We start from the raw sequence: 19,006 nt of genomic DNA, 5'->3' as shown, positions 1-19,006 counted from the left end.
CGCATGTCGACAAAAAATACCGGCATGCTGGCCACATATTAGAGTAATGACTCTATTTAAAACAATAGGTTACAGAGTAAAGACTCTAAAAAAGACCGATACATGAAAGCTGCATTTGGTTACAATGCCGCCTTATATGGCCGCCATAAGACTTTGGTCTAATAAGGTCAGCTTTAACAGACAACAACAGAGCAATATGCAGGGTGGATTATCAATGAATTATTTCCTGACCGGTGGTACAGGGTTTATTGGCCGTTTTCTTGTGGAAAAGTTACTGGCGAAGGGCGGTACCGTGCACCTGCTTATGCGCGAGCAGTCGGCGGGAAAGCTCGACGCGCTCAGAGAGCGTTGGGGCGTTGACGACTCCCGTGTCAAGGCCGTGTTTGGCGACCTCACCCGCGAAAACCTGGGTATCGATGCCAAAACCCTGAAAGCGCTGACAGGAAAGGTTGACCATTTTTTCCACCTGGCTGCCGTTTACGATATGGATGCCGATGAGGCAGCTCAGCAAGCCACGAATATTGATGGCACCAGGGCTGCAGTCAATGCCGCCGGAGCCATGAAGGCCAAACATTTCCACCATGTTTCGTCTATCGCAGCAGCAGGCCTGTTCAAGGGCATCTTTCGTGAGGATATGTTTGAGGAAGCTGAAAAGCTGGATCATCCTTATCTGATGACCAAGCACATATCCGAAAAAGTTGTCCGTGAAGAATGCAAAGTGCCGTTCCGTATTTATCGCCCGGGCATGGTAGTCGGTCACTCTGAAACCGGCGAAATGGACAAAATTGACGGACCATATTATTTCTTCAAAATGATTCAGAAGATCCGTCGCACATTGCCCCAGTGGGTGCCGACGATTGGCGTGGAAGGTGGTCGTCTGAATGTTGTCCCCGTGGACTTTGTCGTCAACGCCATGGATCACATTGCGCATCTGGAAGATGAGGACGGAAAGTGTTTCCACCTTGTTGATTCTGATCCTTATAAAGTGGGCGAAATTCTTAACATATTCTGTGAGGCCGGCCACGCACCCAAAATGGGTATGCGTATCGACTCTCGTATGTTTGGTTTTGTGCCACCGTTTATTCGCCAGAGCCTGAAGAATCTGCCGCCGATTAAGCGGCTGACCAGCGCTGTGTTGGACGATATGGGCATTCCGCGCTCGGTGTTGTCTTTCATAAATTACCCCACACGCTTCGATGCTCGTGAAACCGAGCGCGCATTGAAAGGAACAGGTATAGAGGTGCCTCGCCTCGAGAGCTATGCACCCGTGATATGGGACTTCTGGGAGCGTCATCTCGATCCCGACCTGTTCAGGGACCACACCCTGAAAGGTACGGTTGAAGGTAAGGTGTGTGTGATAACCGGCGCAACGTCCGGTATTGGCTTGGCGACGGCTGAGAAATTGGCAGAAGCTGGGGCTGTTCTGGTGATTGGCGCTCGCACCAAGTCAAAACTGGATGAGGTGACTGCATCCCTGGAGGCCAAAGGTGGCAATGTGCACGCCTACCAGTGTGATTTCTCCGATATGGAGGAATGTGATCGGTTTGTGAAAACCGTGCTGGATAACCATGGTCACGTCGATGTGTTGGTGAACAATGCCGGGCGCTCGATCCGTCGTTCGCTGTCGTTGTCATTTGATCGCTTCCACGATTTTGAGCGCACTATGCAGCTGAATTACTTTGGCTCTGTTCGCCTGATCATGGGTTTTGCACCTTCCATGCTGGAACGCAATCGTGGGCATGTGGTTAACATTTCGTCCATTGGTGTGCTTACCAACGCACCACGCTTTTCGGCTTATGTGGCGTCGAAATCGGCATTGGATGCATTCAGTCGATGTGCGGCGTCTGAGTGGTCAGATCGGAATGTAACGTTTACCACCATCAATATGCCGTTGGTGAAGACGCCCATGATCGCACCCACCAAGATCTATGACTCGGTACCGACTCTCTCGCCGGAAGAGGCGGCGGATCTGGTGACTAACGCAATTATTGAACGCCCCAAGCGTGTTGCCACGCGTCTTGGTATTTTTGCTCAGGTACTGCATGCGTTGGCGCCAAAGATGGGCGAAATCGTAATGAATACAGGGTATCGCATGTTCCCGGATTCATCCCCGGGAGTGGGCGGCAAGTCCATTGAAAGGCCTAAGGTGTCCACGGAGCAGGTGGCATTCGCAGCGGTTATGCGGGGTATTCACTGGTAACCAGTATTTTCCGCAGCTTTGAATTAAAAAAACCCGCATTTAATCGCGGGTTTTTTTATGGGTGCTGCGTGCCGAAACAAAGCCTCTGCTATTCGGTTTCGTCCGGGATCAGCGGCGGTGGGAAACCGCCCAGGTCCAGCCAGCGATTAACGATTCCGCAGAACAGGTCGGCTGTTTTTTCCGCATCGTAGGCAGCGGAATGGGCTTCTTTACTACTGAACGGAATGCCCGCCAGTTTGCAGGCTTGCGCCAGAACCGTGTGGCCATAGGCCAGGCCAGCAAGGGTGGCCGTGTCGAATGTGGAGAAAGGATGGAAAGGGTTCCGGTTGATCTCCGCCCGTTGTGCTGCAGCAAATACAAAGTTGTGATCGAAGGTTGCGTTGTGCCCCACCAACACTGCGCGCTTGCAATCGTGTGCCTTGACCGCTTTGCGGATGGGGCTGAAAATTTCACTCAGGCCCTCCCGTTCAGGCACGGCTTCCCGTTCCGGGTTCCAAGGGTCGATCCCTGTGAAATCCAATGCGGACTGTTCCAGGTTAGCGCCTTCAAACGGATCAATCTGTTGCACATGGGTTTCAGCCCGTCGCAACCGGCCGTCTTCGTCCATGGTTAGTATTACCGCAGCGATTTCCAGCAGAGCATCACGTTCCGGATTGAACCCGCCCGTCTCCACATCGACAACAATAGGTAAAAAACCGCGAAATCTGCGGGACATGGGGTGCGATTGTCTGTTTTCGTCAGTCACTAAAGCTCCGGTTGGGCCGTTTATCAGGAAGTCGGGATAGATTTACGCCAAGCGCCAGTTAATGGTTTCGCCAGCTTTCAGCGGAACAATGGTATCGCCCGCCAATGGCAACTCATCGGGCATTGTCCAGGGTTTCTTTACCAGTGTAATGGTATCGGTATTTCGCGGAAGACCATAGAAATCCGCACCGTTCAGGCTGGCGAAGGCTTCCAGCTGGTCAAGAATGCCGAGCTCTTCAAAGATCTCTGCGTACAGTCCAATGGCACCGTAGGCCGAATAACAACCTGCACAGCCGCAGGCCGCCTCTTTCTTATCCTTTGCATGCGGTGCCGAATCGGTGCCCAGAAAGAAGCGCTTGTCGCCGCTTGCAACGGCGTCCCTCAGGGCTTGCTGGTGCCGATTGCGCTTCAGGATTGGCAGGCAGTACAAGTGGGGACGTATGCCACCGACCAGCATGTGATTGCGATTGTACATCAGATGTTGAGGCGTGATGGTTGCACCAAGGTTATCGCCCTGATGATGCCGAACAAACTCAGCGGAGTCGGCGGTGGTTATATGCTCAAGTACAACCTTGAGGTTGGGGAAGGCGTTCAGTGTGGGTGTCAGAACGCGTTCCAGGAACACCTTCTCCCGATCAAAAATATCAATGTCTGCATCGGTGACTTCGCCATGAACGAGCAGCAACATGCCGCATTCTGCCATGGCTTCCAGTACCGGGTAGATATTGCGGATGTCCTTTACGCCGGAAGCAGAATTTGTCGTGGCTCCGGCAGGGTATAGCTTGGCTGCAACAACGCCGTCGGAGCTTGCCTCAAGTATGTCTTCGCGGGTGGTGGATTCTGTGAGGTAAAGTGTCATCAGGGGCTGGAAGTCGGTGCCTTTGGCCGCTGCCAGTATGCGGTCCCGGTACGCCGAGGCTTCAGTGGCATTGGTGACCGGTGGAACAAGGTTCGGCATGATGATGGCGCGCCCAAAACAGGCTGCGGTTGCAGGCACAACGTCTGCTAGGACATCGTCGTCGCGAACGTGGAGGTGCCAGTCGTCGGGGCGCAAAAGAGTGAGCTGTTCGGTCATTAGCTGGTTTCCGCAATACCTTCAAAGAGTAAAGAAGAGGCGTGAAAGGCGCGTTCGTTTCAGAAGGCGCTCTGGCTCTGAAAAATTTTGCAGATTATAGCAGAACGTGCCGCTGATTGTTTTTCCTCTGCGCGATTAAAGAACACAGCGCCGGTGCCGATAAACAGTGAAACCACGAAACATCCGTGAAACAACGGTATGACTGTTATGGCACTCACTTTCACCAAAAATCCGCGAAAGATGCTGGGAATGCTGGCGCTTGGCATCTTTTTGCCCGGGTCAGGTATGGCTGGAAGCTATGGCGCAGGAATCTCAAACAGTCAGTGGTATCTTGCCGAATCCGTATTCGAGTGTTCCCTGGTGCACGAAGTCCCAGGCTATGGTCGGGCTGTTTTTCGCCGCAGAGCCGGAGAAAGCCTGTCGTTTTTCCTGGAGTCTGAATCTCACCTCATGCGCCCCGGGCGAGGTGCGCTGGTTGTCGAGGCGCCTGCCTGGCGGCCGGGTGTCGCCCCAAGGCCAGTGGGTGCGGTAGACATCTCAGAGGGGCGCCGTCAGGTATCCCTTGAAACGCGACAAGCTGTGATTCTTGCGCAAAGCCTTCTTGACGGTATGCGCCCGACGGTTACCCGAGCTTCCTGGTACGACGGAAGCCCGATTCGTGTGCAGGTTTCCAATATCAATTTTAACGGCCAGTATCAGCGCTACCGTTCGTGTGCAGCGAATCTGCTGCCGGTTAATATCGATCAGATCGGGCGGTCAAGAGTTGCTTTTTCCAGCGGCAGCAAGAATCTGTCTGAAGCCGATATGAATATGCTGGACAATATCGTTGCCTACCTCATGGCAGATTCCACGGTTGAGCGAGTATTTGTTGATGGGCATAGCGACAGTATTGGAAGCCGTATTGATAATCGCGCACTGTCTGAGGATCGCGCCAACGTGGTAGCGGATTACCTGAAGAGTCGGGGAGTGAGTCCGAACCTGATTACGGTAAGGGCCCATGGCGATCAGTACCCGGTATCCAAACGGCCTGCCGATAATCGCCGCACTACTATCCGCTTGCAGCGAGAGGGTGAGCGCCCAGGGTTGCAGCAAGCGAATGGGTATGGTGGTACTTCGGCGGGCTAATGCTGCTGGCCTGAGAGTCAGCCGCCTTCAGTAAATCAGTAGATGGAACTCAGCACTTCCAGATGAGCGTTCACACTTTCTGCGAGAGCCTTCAGGTGATAGCCACCTTCCAGGGTTGAAATAATCCGATCGTTACTGTGCTCGGCCGCTACGCCGGCCAGAATTTCAGTTAGCCAGCGGTAATCTTCAGTTTCCAGATTGAGCTCGCCCATAGGATCGAGACGGTGAGCGTCAAATCCTGCGGATATCAGTATAACCTGGGGTTTGAAGGCGTTCAGGCGCTTGATCCATCCGGACTCCACCCGTTTGCGGAAGTCCGCAGCGGAACAGCCCGCTTCGATGGGGATGTTCACGATGTTATCGGCTTGCCGGTGCACGTGTGAGTGCGGGTAGAAGGGGTGCTGGAAACTGGAGCACATCAGTATGCGTTCGTCTCCGCTCACAATGTCTACCGTGCCATTACCCTGATGCACATCAAAATCAACGATGGCTACCCGCTCAAGGTGATGGAAGTTGAGTGCGCGCATGGCGGCAAGTGCAACGTTGTTGTAAAAACAGAAGCCCATGGACTTGCTGCGTTCCGCGTGATGGCCGGGAGGCCGCGCGCAAATAAACGCATTGGTAACCTGGCTGCTCATGACCATATCCACCGCCTGGATGTTGGCACCGGCTGCCAGTCTCGCGGCGCGCAGGGTGTCCGGCATCATGGCAGTATCCGGATCGGTGAATACTCGTCCTCTGGTGGGTTGCATCATGTCGAGCTGTTGCAGGTAGCGTTCGGGATGCACGTTTAAAAGCTGGTCGCGGGTGATTTCTTCCGGGCGAACCCAGTCAAGCTTTTCAGCAACACCCGTGTCGGCTATATAACTGATGATGGCTGCCAAGCGGGCGGGGTTTTCCGGATGCTCCGGCCCCATGTCGTGCTTCATGCAGTCATCGTGGGAAAAGAATGCGGTGGTCATAAATCTCGAAACGCCCCGACTTTGCTTATATTTTCTCTGATCTTATCAGGGATAATCCGATGGTGCCGCGTTTCTTTGGTCTTACAGGAACGCTAGGCATTTCACATCGGCTCGTCTACGCCTAAGATAGGGCAGGCACATACCAAAGGAGAGTCATCTTGAGCACCCGGTACCTGGAAAGTCTTTTCAATCCCGCTTCCATAGCGGTGATAGGGGCATCGGAACGGTCAGACAATCTTGGCGGTATGGTGTTACGAAATCTGATGAGTGGCGGCTATCCTGGCAAGCTTCTGGTGGTAAACCAGAACGATTACGACAATGTGCACGGTGTGCCTTGTGTCAAAAAAGTGGCCAAGATGGGGTTTTCGCCAGACCTCGCCATTGTCTGCACGCCGCCGGATACGGTTGCCAAGACTATAAGACGCCTGGGCGAAGCCGGGGTGCGCACCGCCATAGTGATGACCGGTGGTATGTCCCGTACTCACAGTAAAACCGGCAAGCCGCTGATGTATTCGGTTCGCGAGGCAGCCAAGGAAACCGGTATCAGAGTGTTGGGCCCCAACACTATTGGTTTGATTGTGCCGGCCAGAAGCCTGAACGCCACATACGCGCACATGGGCGTGCTTCCTGGTCGGGTGGCGTTTGTAGGGCAGTCCGGCACGATCGCCAGTTCGGTGATTGACTGGGCGTTTGCCCGGGGAGTTGGCTTCTCCTATTTTCTTACCCTCGGCGATGGCATGGACATTGATCACGACGATCTGATTGATTACCTTGCCCAGGATACCCAGACCCGCGCCATTCTCCTGCATATCGAACACATTCCAAACGCTCGAAGGTTTATGTCGGCTGTACGGGTGGCGTCCAGAACCAAGCCTGTGATTGCGGTAAAGTCCGGAAGAGTGCCGGAGTCCGAGTGGCTGCCCCATGAGTTGCCAGACGGCATCAGGCGCAGTGATCCCATATACGATGCCATGCTACAGCGTGCGGGTGTGCTGCGCGTTGATGGGCTTGGGCAAATGTTTGATGCCCTGGAAACGCTCACACGTATGAGGCCTCTGCGCCGGGAATCCCTTGCGATTATGGCCAATGGAGTAGGCCCCGGCGTGCTGGCGGTTGACCGGCTGGCGGATCTGGGCGGCGAACTGGCCCGCCTGTCTGAAACCAGCATTAGCGCTTTGGCGGAGCTGTTGCCTCCGTACTGGACGCGCAAAAACCCCATCGACCTTAACTACGATGCGTCCCCGGAGCTATATGGCAAGGCGATCAAAATTCTGGCGAAGGACCCTGAAGTAGCAAACGTACTTGTGATGTACGCGCCAAGTCTGACGGAAGATAGCCTGCAAATTGCCGACGCCGTTGTGCAGGCTGCAAAGGGCACGCGGCTCAATATTTTCACCTGCTGGCTTGGACAGAGCACGGTGATGGAAGCTCGCGAGGAGTTCTATCGCGCGGGATTGCCGTCGTTCTTTAATCCCGAGAAGGCCGTTGTCGCGTTTATGCAACACGTTCGGCATCAGCGTGTCCAGCGCCTGCTGACGGAGACGCCTGAATCCTTTACTGATCATTTCTCTGACCACGCCAAGCCTCGGCGTGTTGTTGCAAATGCGCTTCGCTCAGGTCGCAAACATTTGTCGAGCCGGGAAGCACGTGATGTGGTTCGTGACTACGGCATTAACGCCATCGAGACGGTTTATTGTGATGACGTAGACGAAGTTCTCGAGGCTTTTTCTGTTGAACGCCGGCCGGTAGATGTGACCATTGTCCACGAGCAGGGCTGTCATCCGTTTCAAGCGCTCACCGTCGCCCAACGTCGCTATAAGGGCACGGTACAGAAGCTGAATAGCGAAAACGCGATTATTGATGCCTGTCGTTTCCTGATGGAGGAATACCAGAAGCACTTTCCGGACAGCGGATTTCTCGGTTTTGCCATGCAGCGGTCGTATCAGCACGTAGGGGGTATTGAGTTCAGTGTAGGAATAACAAGAGATGCCCAGTTTGGCCCCCTGGTCGTCTGTGGTGCCTCGGGCGCTCATATCAACGTAATGACCGACCGGCAGATTGCGCTGCCACCGCTGAACATGGTGCTCGCCCGGGAACTGTTGCGCCGTACCTATATGTATAAATTGCTCAGAGAGCACAGTTTGAAGCCTGAATCGGATATCCGGGCGGTGTCGGAAACGCTGGTGACCCTTTCCCAGATTGTGATCGATATACCGGAGATCCGCGGGTTGGAGATTTCGCCCCTTTTATTCAACGAACAGGGCGCTGTTGCCGTTAATATTGCGATCAATCTGTCTGAAACGCCCGGTCGGCCGATTATTCAGCCGTACCCGCGAGAGCTTGAGGAGTGGTTGGTGCTTCCAAAATCCGGTCGCCGGGTGATTATTCGTCCGGCCTTGGCAGAGGACGAGCCCTCGCATCGAGTGTTCCACGAGCTGCAGTCACCGGAATCCATCCGCTATCGGTTCTTTCAATATCGTAAGCATTTCTCCCGGGAGGACGTCGCACAAATGGTGCAGATCGACTACGACAGGGAAATGGTTTTTATTGCCAACGCACCGAAAGAAGATGGTGGGGGAGAGGAAACGCTCGGCACTGTAAGAACCTGGACAGACGCCGACAACTTGCAGTGCGAGTTCGCTGTGATGGTCCACGATAAAATGAAGGGTGAAGGCCTCGGTGTCGCGCTGATGCAGAAAATGATCGATTACTGCCGCGCCCGTGGCACGGTGGAAATGGTTGGCAACGTTCTGGCAGATAACCGCCCCATGCTGCAGTTGGCCGAACACATGGGCTTCGAGGTCAAATACAACCTTGAGGAAGAGGTGATGGATTTGCGACTGGTGCTGAATGAGCCAGAGAACGACTGGCAGAAGGAGCGGTTGGGAGCGAGTGTCCACTGAAGCCTTGCAGTGGAAAGCTTCAGTGGTGCCCGAGCGCCGAAGTGACGTCTGAGCGATTACTCTTCGACGATTGCGGAACGGTCTTCACCGCCCATGGCTTCAAGCAATCCGGGAATCAGTTTCGCCAGTTCCAATGTCATGAGGGTGAAGGCTGCATCAAACTTCGCGGCCGCATCATCCACATCCACGTCGTCGAGCTGATCCTGAAGCGTCTCACCAAATTTCAGCCGGCGGATACCCATTTCTTCATCCAGCATGAAGGACACATTGTTGTCCCAGGTCAGGGCCAGCTTGGTCACTTCCATTCCTGCATCCAGATGATTACGGATTTCGTCTGCCTTAAGGTTCAACCCTTTGCAGCGAACCACGCCACCGTCTTCTGAAGGGTCTTTCAGCTCACACTCATCGCCGAGCACCACGGTGCCGGGCAAGTCGATGGTCTCATTCAGCCAGCCCGTAAACGTGAAGATGGGAGCCTGTTCCAGCATCGGCGGGCGTACGGGCAGGGAACCCAGGCTTTTACGCAGGGTTGAAGCCAGATCTTCGGCCTGCTTTGCAGAGCCGGCATCGACAACCAGAACACCGTCCTGTGGCGCCAGGTACGCAAAGCAGCGGCGATTCCTCGAAAATGCCTGGGGCAGCATTTCCAGCATCACCTGCTCTTTGATTTCCTCTTTTTCCTTACGACGAACCTTGCGGCCCTGCTCGATCTCAATGGCTTCGGCCTTGTCTTCAACCGCATCCTTGATCACAGGCCCAGGCAGAATTTTTTCTTCCTTGCGCAAGGCAATCAGGTGGTAACCATTGGCGCTATGGACCAGCTGTTCACCGTGCTTGCCAAGAGGAGGAACCCAGCCTTGGCGAGCGGTTTCTTGCGGGCCGCAGGGCTTGAACGTATCGCCGCTGAGCTTTTCTTCCAGCTCTTCAGCAGAAATATCAAACGGTTTGGTAAAACGGAAAACGCGGGCATTACGAAACCACATCAGGCTTGATCCTTGTCTTTCATATTTGGATGACTTCTACGAGCACTGTCTTGACGATAAAACCGAACACTCCAGCCCCCAGCACCGTGAACAGGGCGATGGTGCCAAACTTTCCGGCCTGTGATTTTTTGGCTAGATCCCAAACAATGAAACCCATCCAACCAATAAGGCCTGTCAGAAACACCAGCATGGCGATCTGGGAAAAAACTGCTTCGTTCATGAATTGCTCCGAATTTAAGCTGGGTTAGTGTTCATCTCGCAGGAAAACCCAGTTATTTTTATCGGATTGGTCTTCGCTGAAATAGTAACCATCAAGGTCAAAACCCTTGAGGTCGTTCGCATCGGTAATACGATTCAGGATGGCGTAGCGACACATAAGGCCGCGGGCCTTTTTTGCGTAGAAACTGATCATTTTATACTGGCCGTTCTTCCAATCCTTGAATTGGGGGGTGATCAGCCGTCCTTCAAGGTCTTTTTTCCTCAAACTTTTGAAATACTCGTTCGAGGCCAGGTTGACCAGCACTTCGTCGTCGTTCTTCAGCAAACGATTCAGTTCCTGAGTAAGGCGGTCACCCCAGAACGCGTAGAGATCCTTGCCGCGTTTGTTCTCAAACTTTGTGCCCATTTCCAGCCGGTAAGGCTGCATCAGGTCGAGCGGTTTGAGAATGCCGTACAACCCTGAAAGCATGCGCAGATGCTTCTGGGCGAAACTGAAATCCTGCTCGTTGAAACTCTCGGCATCCAGACCTGTATATACATCACCCTTGAACGCCAGAACCGCCTGCCGGGCGTTCTTTGGAGAGAAGGGTGTGTGCCAGCTTTGAAAACGCTCGGCGTTCAATTGGCCCAGTTTTTCGCTGATGCTCATCAGATTGCTGACCTGGTGGGGTTCAAGCTCTTTGAGCTGATCGATGAGCTCGCACGCATCGTCCAGAAAGTCCGGCTGGGTAAAGGTTTCAGTTGCCAGCGGGCTCTCGTAGTCGAGGGTTTTAGCGGGTGAGATAACCATCAACATGTCAGATAATTCCTCATTGCAGAAACGTGAGTAACTGTTCCCGGGTAAATGGCCAGTCGAGTTCATGCCCGGTATCGTTGCGCCGGAGCACCGGGATTCGCGTACCGTAGCGCTCTACCAACTCTTCGGACTGCGCAATATCTACCACGTCCACCGGTATCGGAATGGGCATGGGTGTGCTCACGAGCAAGGCTTCGGCCAGCTCACACAGATGGCATTGGGAGGTCGTATAAAAGAGCAGTTCCATTACTTTGGCTGAGCGTCTACTTGCTGGCCGTTTACGCTCGCGCTATCACTGCCCATAAGGTACAGGTAGACAGGCATCAGCTCTTCCGGTGCCGGGTTCTGTTGCGGGTTTTCTGCCGGGTAGGCATGGGCTCGCATGTTGGTTCTGGTAGCACCGGGGTTCAGGCTGTTTACCCGAACGTTGTGGTGTTTGTCGTCAAGCTCATCAGCCAGGAGCTGGCTCAGGCCTTCAACTGCAAACTTGGAAACCGCATAGGCGCCCCAGTAAGCCTTCGCCTTTCGGCCAACGCCGGAGGACGTGAAGATAACGGAAGCGGCGTCAGATTTGCGCAGCAAGGGAATCATTGCCCGGCTCAATAAAAATGGTGCTGTCGCGTTCACGTGCATGACCTTGTTCCAGGTTTCCGGGTCGTACATCTCTATCGGGCTGCGATCGCCGAGAATACCGGCGTTATGCAACAGGCCATCGAGTTTCCCGAAATTGTCTTCCAGCGTCATGGCCAATTCTTCGTAGTCTTTTACGGCAGCGCCCTCAAAATTCATCGGCACAATGGCCGGTTTCGGGTGCCCGTCGGCTTCGATTTCGTCGTAAACCGACTCCAGCTTGCTCACGGTTCTTCCGACAAGAATCACAGTGGCACCGTGGGCAGCATAGGTTTTTGCGGCTGTCCGGCCGATTCCACTGCCTGCACCGGTCACCAGTATGATGCGATCTTTCAGAAGATCAGCGGGCGCCTGGTAATCTTGCATAACCTGTCTCCGTATCAACCTGAGCGTTGGTCAAAATTTGTCTGTTTCAGAAGTACGCTATTGTAACAGCTTTGCGAGATCGTTGACGGTATCCGCGATGATGTCTGCTTGCCATAGGTCAACGGTTTCCGGCTCTTCTATATAGCCATAACGCACGGCTATGGTTTTCATGCGCGCATTGCGGCCGGCTTCTATGTCCCTTGCGTGGTCGCCCACGTAAATCGCGCGGGCAGGATCCACACCGATCTGTTTGCAGGCAAGGAACAGGGCTTCCGGATGAGGTTTGCGATCGACGACGTGGTCCGGGCAGACCAGTGAGGCGCATCGCTCCGCAAGGTCAAGCGCCTGAATCAGTGGCGCGGCAAAGCGTGCCGGTTTGTTGGTCACAATGCCCCAGGGGATTCCTCTTTGTTCCAGGGACTGCAGAAGAGCATCCATACCCTCAAAAAGACGGGTTTCAACGGCGACACCCGCCTCGTAAAGATCGAGAAAAGCGGTGTGTTTGGCAATGTAGTCAGGATGCTCAGGTTCCAGCCCGAAGCCCACTCTCACCATGGCCCGGGCACCGTTGGATACGGATCGTCGAATGTGTTCGGCCGGAAGCGCCGGAAGCCCGTGCTGCTGGCGCAACTGGTTGAGACAGCGGATAAAATCTGGCGCTGTGTCGATCAGTGTGCCGTCCAGGTCAAAAAGAACGGTAGAGGGCTGTTCAGTTTTCACGGATATCCCTGGCGTGCATCAGGTAGTTTACATCCACGTCCCGCCCTAGCTTGTAAGAGCGGGTAATGGGGTTAAATGTCATTCCGGTCAGTTCACGCACATCGAGCCCGGCGTGGCGCAGGTAATCGGACATCTCTGATGGCCGGATGAATTTTTTCCATTCGTGAGTGCCTTTGGGCAGCATGTTCAGAACGTATTCGGCCCCAACAATGGCAAACAGGAAGGATTTGGGGTTGCGGTTGATGGTAGACACAAACAGGTGTCCGCCGGGTTTGAGCAGGGCCGAGCAGGCTTTGATAACCGAAGCCGGGTCGGGCACATGCTCGAGCATTTCCAGGCAGGTAACCGCATCGTATTGGCCCGCATGTTCGGGATTACGCGCCAGCTCTTCAACGGTGATTTGCTGGTAATCAACTTTGACTCCGCTTTCCAGGCCGTGCAGCCGCGCAACGGCCAGGGGCGCTTCACCCATATCTATACCGGTAACATGAGCACCGCGCAGGGCCATGCCTTCGGAGAGCAAGCCACCGCCGCAGCCAATGTCTGCCACTCGCTTGCCCGCCAGGGATACGCGCTCGTCAATATAGTTCAGCCGCAATGGGTTGATATCATGCAGTGGCTTGAACTCGCTTGTTGGGTCCCACCAGCGGCTGGCCAGGGCTTCAAATTTAGCGATTTCGTTACGGTCAACGTTCTGGTTTGTCATGTTACCTTCTGCCTGATCAATCTGTCGGAATTCGGTTAGTCAGCCTGTTTTTCGCGAATTTTTCCGGCCCAGTCCTCAACGCGAATCATAAGATCCGGAACATCGATGCGCGTTAATTTCCCATCCTGCACCTGAGGTACGCCGTTAATCCAGCTATGGGTTACTGCGCGGCCATGATTGCTGTAAACCAGATGAGAGGCGGGGTCATAAACCGGCTGAATAAACGGATCGCTGAGATCGATAGCGATAAGGTCAGCTAGCTTGCCCGCCACCAATGACCCCAGCTCGTGTTCGCGGCCCAGCGCTTTGGCACCGTTAAGTGTTGCCATCTGCAGAGCCTGATGCGCAGAAAGAACGGCTGCATCGTTGGCGACTACTTTTGCAACCATTGCGGCGGTTCGGGTTTCGCCGAACAGGTCCAGATCATTGTTGCTGGCGGCCCCGTCTGTTCCGATTGCCAGGTTGACGCCGCTTTCCATAAGTCTATGGACGGGGCAGAGGCCGCTGGCGAGCTTGAGGTTGGATTCGGGGCAGTGGATGACGTGCGCGCCTGTATTTACAAGCCAGGCGATGTCCGAGTCGCTGACCTGGGTCATGTGAACACATTGTGTTCGGGGGCCAAGAACGCCGAGCCCCGCAAGTCGTTCGATAGGGCGCTTGTCCTGTTTTTCAACAGCATCCGCCACTTCAAATTCTGTTTCATGCAGATGAATCTGGATACGGGCGCCGGTTCTTTCCGAGAGGGCGACAGCTTCGGTCAGGGGGCCGTCAGATACGGTATAGGGCGCATGTGGGCCAATTGCCGGCATGATGTAGCTGTCATCCTTCCAGCTATTGATCAGTGCTTCGCCTTTTCGGATGTATTCATCGGGTCCCGCGCCCCAAACTGTGGGAAAGTCCAGCAACGGAAAGCACACTTGCGCGCGCATGCCGGTGTCGTGAGCCATCTGAGCTACAATCTCCGGGAAAAAATACATATCGGAGAAAGTAGTTGTGCCGGTTCTCAGCATCTCTGCCATCGCCAGCTGCGTGCCGTCTGCAATAAACTGTTCGCTGACAAAACGACCTTCTGCGGGCCAGATATGATCGTTCAGCCAGGTCATCAGCGGAAGGTCATCTGCCATACCGCGAAACAATGACATGCCCGCATGGCCGTGCATGTTGATCAGCCCGGGCATAACCACGTGGTGGGGCAGGTTAATCGTCTCCCGGGTGCGAAACTCACGATCTGCCTGCGTCGCGGGTAACACCGCTGCAATTTTGGCGCCCTGAATGATTACGGCCTGATGCTCAAGCACGACGCCGTGCGGTTCGATCGGAATCAGCCAACGGGCATTGATTCGAATATCGGCTGCGGTGATGGTGTCTGCCGTCATTAACCCTGCCTTGACGTGCCGGCGACGAACCCGATTGAGCACAAAATGTGCACAAGCGTGCCGGATAATGAAATGTAGCCCGGAAGTATAACCGTTATACTGGCCGTTTTCAGCGTTATGAAACCGGAGCCAGACAATGAATAAATCCAGGGAATCTACTCCCTTACGCGCCCCTTCTTCCAGCGCCACAGGCACGGTCGCGCTGAGGTGGCACGGCAGTAGCCTGGAATTACTGGACCAGCGCCTTTTGCCGGCTGAGGAACACTGGATAACCCTGGAAAGTGCTTCCGGCGTTGCGCAAAGCATCCAGGATATGGTGGTGCGCGGTGCGCCAGCTATCGGCATCAGCGCAGCCTACGGTGTGGCACTGGCTGCGCGACGCGCTGAACGCGAAGACTGGCAAGCTGAAATCAAACTGGCTATACGTGACCTGTCCGCATCCCGGCCAACGGCTGTGAATCTGTTCTGGGCCTTGCAGAGAATGGAGCGGGTGTTTGACGGCTGCAACTCTCTCAGCCAAGCGCAGAAGCGGCTGGCCGATGAAGCCGTTGCGATTCATGAGGAAGACCTTGCTGCAAACCTGGCGATGGCAGATCACGCCCTCGAAGCAATGGGGCTTTCTGCGGGCGCCGGCACCCCCGATCCCATTTCGGTTCTTACCCACTGCAACACAGGTGCGCTTGCAACGGGTGGCTATGGTACCGCGTTGGGTGTTATTCGCCGGCTCCATGAAAAAAAGCTGCTCGAGCGGGTCTTTGCAGACGAGACCCGGCCCTGGCTTCAGGGTAGCCGCCTTACGGCCTGGGAACTGATGCGGGATGGTATTCCGGTAACTTTAAATGCCGATGGCGCAGCGGCGGCCATTCTGGCTGCGGGCGAGGTCCGATGGATTATTGTAGGCGCTGACCGGATCACCGCGAACGGCGATGTGGCTAACAAGATTGGCACATACAGCCTGGCGGTGCTGGCCCGGTTTCATAAGGTCGGATTTATGGTCGTCGCGCCCTCCAGCACAGTGGACATGGCATTGGCGTCTGGTTCAGACATTCCCATTGAGCAGCGTGATGGCCGCGAAATCAGGGAAATACGCGGTATCCCCCTGGCTCCAGCAGGTGTGCAAGTGTTCAATCCGGTGTTTGATGTAACGCCTGCAAATCTGATTGACGTCATCATCACAGAGAAGGGGGCCGTACGGAATCCAGGTATCAACGGGATGAGGGACTTATTCGGATGAAGACTTCTTCCCGGTGGGAGTTTTTTCGTCAGACGGCTTGTTCTCCGGGTTCTCAAAGCTGGCGCGGAGCTCCGCAACCTGCTTCTCCTGATCTTCCGCAAAATGCAGAGACATTTCAAAACTCTGCCGGGTGAATTCCAGCACTTTGTGGAAACCTTCGTCTGAAAGAGTGCGTGCGGAGTCATGCCTGCGGAAAATATTGATAAATTCCCGCTCGCGCTCGAATTGCAGAGGCACTCTGCCAATGCCCCAGTCGTTCAGGATCTGCCAGACCTCGGGATTGTAATTCCGGGTGGTGCGCATGATAAAAGGAATGGGATCGTTCCTGGCAATCAATGCCGCGAGGCGGAGAATCAGCTCAAAGGAAAGCGTAGCCGTTCCGTTCTCAATGGCTTCAAGAACGGATTTGTCACGGAGATCAAGAGCTTCGCTCATCTCCGATAAGGTCAGTCCGGCCACCTCCCGTATGTCTTTCAGGGATTGGCCCGCGGCCAACATGGTTCGGAGCTGATCTTGAGAATTGATGAGCGCACGGCCAACCCGCAGGGATGTGTCGGTCGCGCGCGCGCCCAAGCGAAATGCAGAGCCGGTCAAGCTGGCCAAGCGATCAATGATGCCTTCTGATGCTTTTTCCGTTGCTGCCGGCTTGCGCAGATCATCAACTTGTTCCAGCGAACGCATGGCATGGAGTGCATCCAACAGCATGTCCTGCAGAGCGCGTGCCTTGTTCTGGCTTTCCTGGTCCCTGTTAGCCTGTTTGCCGGTTCCGTCACTCATTACCGTGCTTCAGCCTGAGCAGCAAACTGTTGTGGAGTGAGAATAGAGGCCATTCGCTTATCCAGTTCCAGCATATCCGCCATGATGTGGCCACCTTCACGAATCACGAAATCAAGCTCTTCATCGGTAGAGTCCAGATCTGCAGCTTGCAGGTCCTGCCAATCCTCAAGCTCCTCCAGAGATGCAAAAGGCTCTTCGTCGCGCAGTTCGCGGCGTGCGTTGGCAATAGTCAGTCGGGTGCGCTGGATCTGCTCCTGCTGGGTAGTACGCTCGCCCAGATTGAGGCTCACACTATCTCGTTGACGTTGCTCATGCAGGAAATTGATCTCCTGCTGAAGAAGGCTGAACTCGGGACTCTTGGCAAAGCGGTTCTCATGACGCTTACGGAGCTCATCGATGATGCCGCTGAAATCAAAATACCGGGCATGGGGAACGGCGTCGATCTGGTCCCAGGGCAGGGCGTGATCGAGCGCATCTTCACCAATGCGGGTTTTGTCGATACGCGAAGGGATCTCGATATCCGGGATCACGCCTTTGTGCTGCGTTGACCCCCCGGAGACACGGTAAAACTTCGACTGGGTAATCTTGAGCTGGCCATGGTTGAGCGGGCGAACGGCCTGCACGGTGCCTTTGCCAAACGTTTGCGAGCCAACCACCAGGCCGCGGCCGTAATCCTGAATTGCACCCGCAAAAATTTCTGATGCCGAGGCGCTCATGCGGTTGGTAAGCACAACCAAAGGCCCGTCGTAGGCAACTGATGCATCGTCGTCATTAAGAACCTGAACTTCGTTGCTGGAATTCCGAATTTGCACGGTGGGGCCGGTATCGATAAACAGACCAACCAGGTCGTTGGCTTCGTGCAGCGCACCGCCGCCATTATTGCGCAAATCCATCACCAGCCCGTCTACGCCGTTCTCCTGCAGCTCCGCTATGAGTTTCCGAACGTCGCGGGTCGTGCTTTTGTAGTTGGGGTCTCCAGCCTGCATGGCGCGGAAATCGGCGTAAAACGTGGGAATGGTAATCACACCAACCGTGTATTCCTTGCCATTACGCTCAAGCTCAATGGTGTCTTTGCTGGCGCTTTGCTCTTCCAGTTTGACTTCATCGCGGCTGATGGCAATGGTTTTGGTCAGGGTTTCATCGGTTGAACTGGCCGGAACCACTTCCAGGGTAACTACGGAGTTACGTGGGCCGCGAATAAGGTCGACCACCTCATCAAGGCGCCAGCCGATCACATTGACGGGTTTTTCGTCTTCCTGTGCAACCGATACAATTCTGTCGGCAGGCTGCAGCTGCCCCTGCTTGGACGCTGGGCCGCCCGGAACCAGTCGGACGACTTTGGTGTACTCGTTATCCGCCTGCAGAACCGCACCTATGCCTTCCAGTGAAAGGCTCATATTGATGTTGAAGTTTTCAGAGGTGCGAGGCGAAAAGTAGGAGGTATGTGGATCCCACATGCCGGTAAAGGCATTCATGTAGGCCTGAAAAGCATCTTCGCTGCGAGCTTGGTAGGCGCGCTTCAGCTGGCCTTCATAACGGCGCTTCAGACTGTCGGTGATGGCTTCGTCGTCTGTGCCGTTAAGCCGTTGCGCAAGCACTGCATTTTTGATGCGTTTTACCCACAGCTCATCAAGTGCTTTTTGGTCTGGCTCCCATTGTGCTTCGGAGCGATCAAGAAGAATGCTTTCATTGGTGTTGAAATCGAGATTTTCAATGCCGGCGTCGAGGGTCTCAAGCGCAAACTGAAGCCGCTCGATAACACGTTGCTGAACCAGGTTGTAGATATCGAATCCAGGCTGCAGTTGGCCAGTTTTAAGGGCAGATCCCAGCCGGCTTCGGACTCGGTCGAGTGCCTGGATGTCGCTGCCAGTCAGGTAAACTCGCTGGCCATCCAGATAATTCAGGTATGCATCAAATACATCGCCGGAGAGCTTGTCGCTGATACCCAGGTCGCGGAAATGGGTGAACTGCAGCTGTCTGGCAATGAGTATGTTGGCACGTGCCTGGTCAATGGTTGGAGCAACCGGATTGTACGTTTCTGTTTCGGTTGCTTTCGCCTGAACGCCGAAAGGTGCTGAAAGCAGCAGGGCAACGGTGAGCGCTTTGCACACACCTATCCTGCCGGCTTTTAGCGGCGCGCGACGGACAGATGTTTTTTCCGCGATGGTCATATAGACATACCTGACGATA

Annotated in this window: 17 protein-coding genes; 4 read left to right on the top strand and 13 right to left on the bottom strand. The window is 54.6% G+C overall.

The annotated features are described in order from the left end of the window. Nucleotides 1–214: 214 nt before the first annotated feature. Nucleotides 215–2,200 carry an SDR family oxidoreductase gene (locus tag FFI90_RS16755; protein WP_144779640.1) on the top strand — a complete coding sequence of 662 codons (1,986 nt, stop codon included), beginning with the start codon at nt 215–217 and terminating at the stop codon, nt 2,198–2,200. Nucleotides 2,201–2,288: 88 nt separating this feature from the next. Here FFI90_RS16755 and rnt read toward each other — a convergent pair whose 3' ends face one another. Next, nucleotides 2,289–2,945, bottom strand: a complete 657-nt coding sequence (gene rnt / locus FFI90_RS16750; protein WP_144779638.1) for a ribonuclease T — start codon at nt 2,943–2,945, stop codon at nt 2,289–2,291. A gap of 42 nt (nt 2,946–2,987) precedes the next feature. Beyond that, nucleotides 2,988–4,019, bottom strand: coding sequence for a dihydroorotase (gene pyrC / locus FFI90_RS16745; RefSeq protein ID WP_144779636.1), 1,032 nt, complete (start codon nt 4,017–4,019; stop codon nt 2,988–2,990). Nucleotides 4,020–4,259: 240 nt separating this feature from the next. Here pyrC and FFI90_RS16740 point away from each other — a divergent pair, with 240 nt between their 5' ends. Continuing rightward, entirely contained in the window at nt 4,260–5,144 is an 885-nt protein-coding gene (locus FFI90_RS16740) for a flagellar protein MotY (RefSeq protein WP_144779950.1), read from the top strand. A gap of 35 nt (nt 5,145–5,179) precedes the next feature. On the opposite strand, the gene FFI90_RS16735 is transcribed toward FFI90_RS16740, so the two are convergent. Further along, nucleotides 5,180–6,106 carry a histone deacetylase family protein gene (locus tag FFI90_RS16735; protein WP_144779634.1) on the bottom strand — a complete coding sequence of 309 codons (927 nt, stop codon included), beginning with the start codon at nt 6,104–6,106 and terminating at the stop codon, nt 5,180–5,182. Between the two features lie 158 nt (nt 6,107–6,264). Between FFI90_RS16735 and FFI90_RS16730 the strand changes: the two genes are divergently transcribed. Then, nucleotides 6,265–9,009: a bifunctional acetate--CoA ligase family protein/GNAT family N-acetyltransferase gene (locus FFI90_RS16730; protein ID WP_144779632.1), complete on the top strand. Its 2,745-nt coding sequence runs from the start codon at nt 6,265–6,267 to the stop codon at nt 9,007–9,009. Between the two features lie 56 nt (nt 9,010–9,065). Here FFI90_RS16730 and rdgC read toward each other — a convergent pair whose 3' ends face one another. The 8 genes from rdgC to FFI90_RS16690 are packed head-to-tail and all read right to left on the bottom strand — an operon-like array spanning nt 9,066 to nt 14,805. Further along, nucleotides 9,066–9,992, bottom strand: coding sequence for a recombination-associated protein RdgC (gene rdgC, locus FFI90_RS16725; RefSeq protein ID WP_144779630.1), 927 nt, complete (start codon nt 9,990–9,992; stop codon nt 9,066–9,068). 19 nt (nt 9,993–10,011) lie between these two features. Beyond that, the gene (locus FFI90_RS16720) at nt 10,012–10,212 is read right to left on the bottom strand and encodes a DUF2788 domain-containing protein (protein WP_144779628.1); all 201 of its coding nucleotides are present in this window, start codon (nt 10,210–10,212) and stop codon (nt 10,012–10,014) included. Between the two features lie 24 nt (nt 10,213–10,236). Continuing rightward, a complete protein-coding gene (gene yaaA, locus FFI90_RS16715) occupies nt 10,237–11,007 on the bottom strand; it encodes a peroxide stress protein YaaA (protein WP_144779626.1) in 771 nt (256 codons plus the stop codon). A gap of 13 nt (nt 11,008–11,020) precedes the next feature. After that, nucleotides 11,021–11,254, bottom strand: a complete 234-nt coding sequence (locus FFI90_RS16710) for a glutaredoxin family protein (protein WP_144779624.1) — start codon at nt 11,252–11,254, stop codon at nt 11,021–11,023. Then, entirely contained in the window at nt 11,254–12,003 is a 750-nt protein-coding gene (locus FFI90_RS16705) for a YciK family oxidoreductase (RefSeq protein ID WP_144779622.1), read from the bottom strand. Before FFI90_RS16705 ends, FFI90_RS16710 begins: the two co-directional genes overlap by 1 nt. Before the next feature lie 57 nt (nt 12,004–12,060). Then, a complete protein-coding gene (locus FFI90_RS16700; protein ID WP_144779620.1) occupies nt 12,061–12,723 on the bottom strand; it encodes an HAD family hydrolase in 663 nt (220 codons plus the stop codon). Further along, nucleotides 12,713–13,429, bottom strand: coding sequence for a bifunctional 2-polyprenyl-6-hydroxyphenol methylase/3-demethylubiquinol 3-O-methyltransferase UbiG (gene ubiG / locus FFI90_RS16695; RefSeq protein ID WP_144779618.1), 717 nt, complete (start codon nt 13,427–13,429; stop codon nt 12,713–12,715). The genes FFI90_RS16700 and ubiG overlap by 11 nt, the downstream gene beginning before the upstream one ends. Before the next feature lie 35 nt (nt 13,430–13,464). Continuing rightward, nucleotides 13,465–14,805, bottom strand: coding sequence for a TRZ/ATZ family hydrolase (locus FFI90_RS16690; RefSeq protein ID WP_144779616.1), 1,341 nt, complete (start codon nt 14,803–14,805; stop codon nt 13,465–13,467). Nucleotides 14,806–14,941: 136 nt separating this feature from the next. Between FFI90_RS16690 and mtnA the strand changes: the two genes are divergently transcribed. Further along, the gene (gene mtnA, locus FFI90_RS16685) at nt 14,942–16,039 is read left to right on the top strand and encodes an S-methyl-5-thioribose-1-phosphate isomerase (protein WP_144779614.1); all 1,098 of its coding nucleotides are present in this window, start codon (nt 14,942–14,944) and stop codon (nt 16,037–16,039) included. On the opposite strand, the gene FFI90_RS16680 is transcribed toward mtnA, so the two are convergent. Both FFI90_RS16680 and FFI90_RS16675 read right to left on the bottom strand, forming a co-directional pair. Then, complete coding sequence (locus FFI90_RS16680) at nt 16,028–16,816, bottom strand: helix-turn-helix domain-containing protein (protein WP_144779612.1); 789 nt, start codon at nt 16,814–16,816, stop codon at nt 16,028–16,030. The genes mtnA and FFI90_RS16680 overlap by 12 nt on opposite strands. Continuing rightward, the gene (locus FFI90_RS16675; protein ID WP_144779948.1) at nt 16,816–18,987 is read right to left on the bottom strand and encodes a carboxy terminal-processing peptidase; all 2,172 of its coding nucleotides are present in this window, start codon (nt 18,985–18,987) and stop codon (nt 16,816–16,818) included. Before FFI90_RS16675 ends, FFI90_RS16680 begins: the two co-directional genes overlap by 1 nt. Nucleotides 18,988–19,006: the final 19 nt, after the last annotated feature.

Origin of the sequence: Marinobacter maritimus, assembly GCF_007671675.1 — a bacterium.
GTDB classification, from domain to species: Bacteria; Pseudomonadota; Gammaproteobacteria; order Pseudomonadales; family Oleiphilaceae; genus Marinobacter; species Marinobacter maritimus.
This window is presented reverse-complemented; position numbering and strand designations above follow the sequence as displayed.